1 protein-coding gene is annotated in these 311 nt (G+C 54.7%); it reads left to right on the top strand.

From position 1 onward, the window contains the following. The coding region (locus ACTHSP_RS23415) for a methionine-binding protein (protein WP_440347170.1) at nt 1-171 on the top strand (171 nt) is incomplete at its 5' end. Nucleotides 172-311: the final 140 nt, after the last annotated feature.

Below are 311 nucleotides of genomic sequence, written 5' to 3'. Positions count from 1 at the left end.
TATGGGCGCACCGCCGTCTTGGACCTGCCCGTCCACTCGCAAACCACTGTCAACAAAACCGTGACCATCAACGCCCCACCGGGAACGACCGTCATTTACCAAGACAGCCAACCCGTTCACAACAATCCGGCTTATCCCGTCTATCCCCGCCGGGTTTATCGTTATCGATAAACAACGCTGACCGTTTGAAACCATATATTCAGACGGCCTGTTGAGAGACCAACCATGAAATATATCCTTCCCCTGCTTTTACTCCTGAGCGCCTGCACACCGGACACCAAGACCACGGATGCCGCATCCGCCCCCAAAAC

The organism is Neisseria sp. P0001.S005 (genome assembly GCF_051963715.1).
The sequence above is the reverse complement of the archived record's forward strand: the minus strand, read 5'-3'. Positions and strand labels throughout refer to the sequence as shown.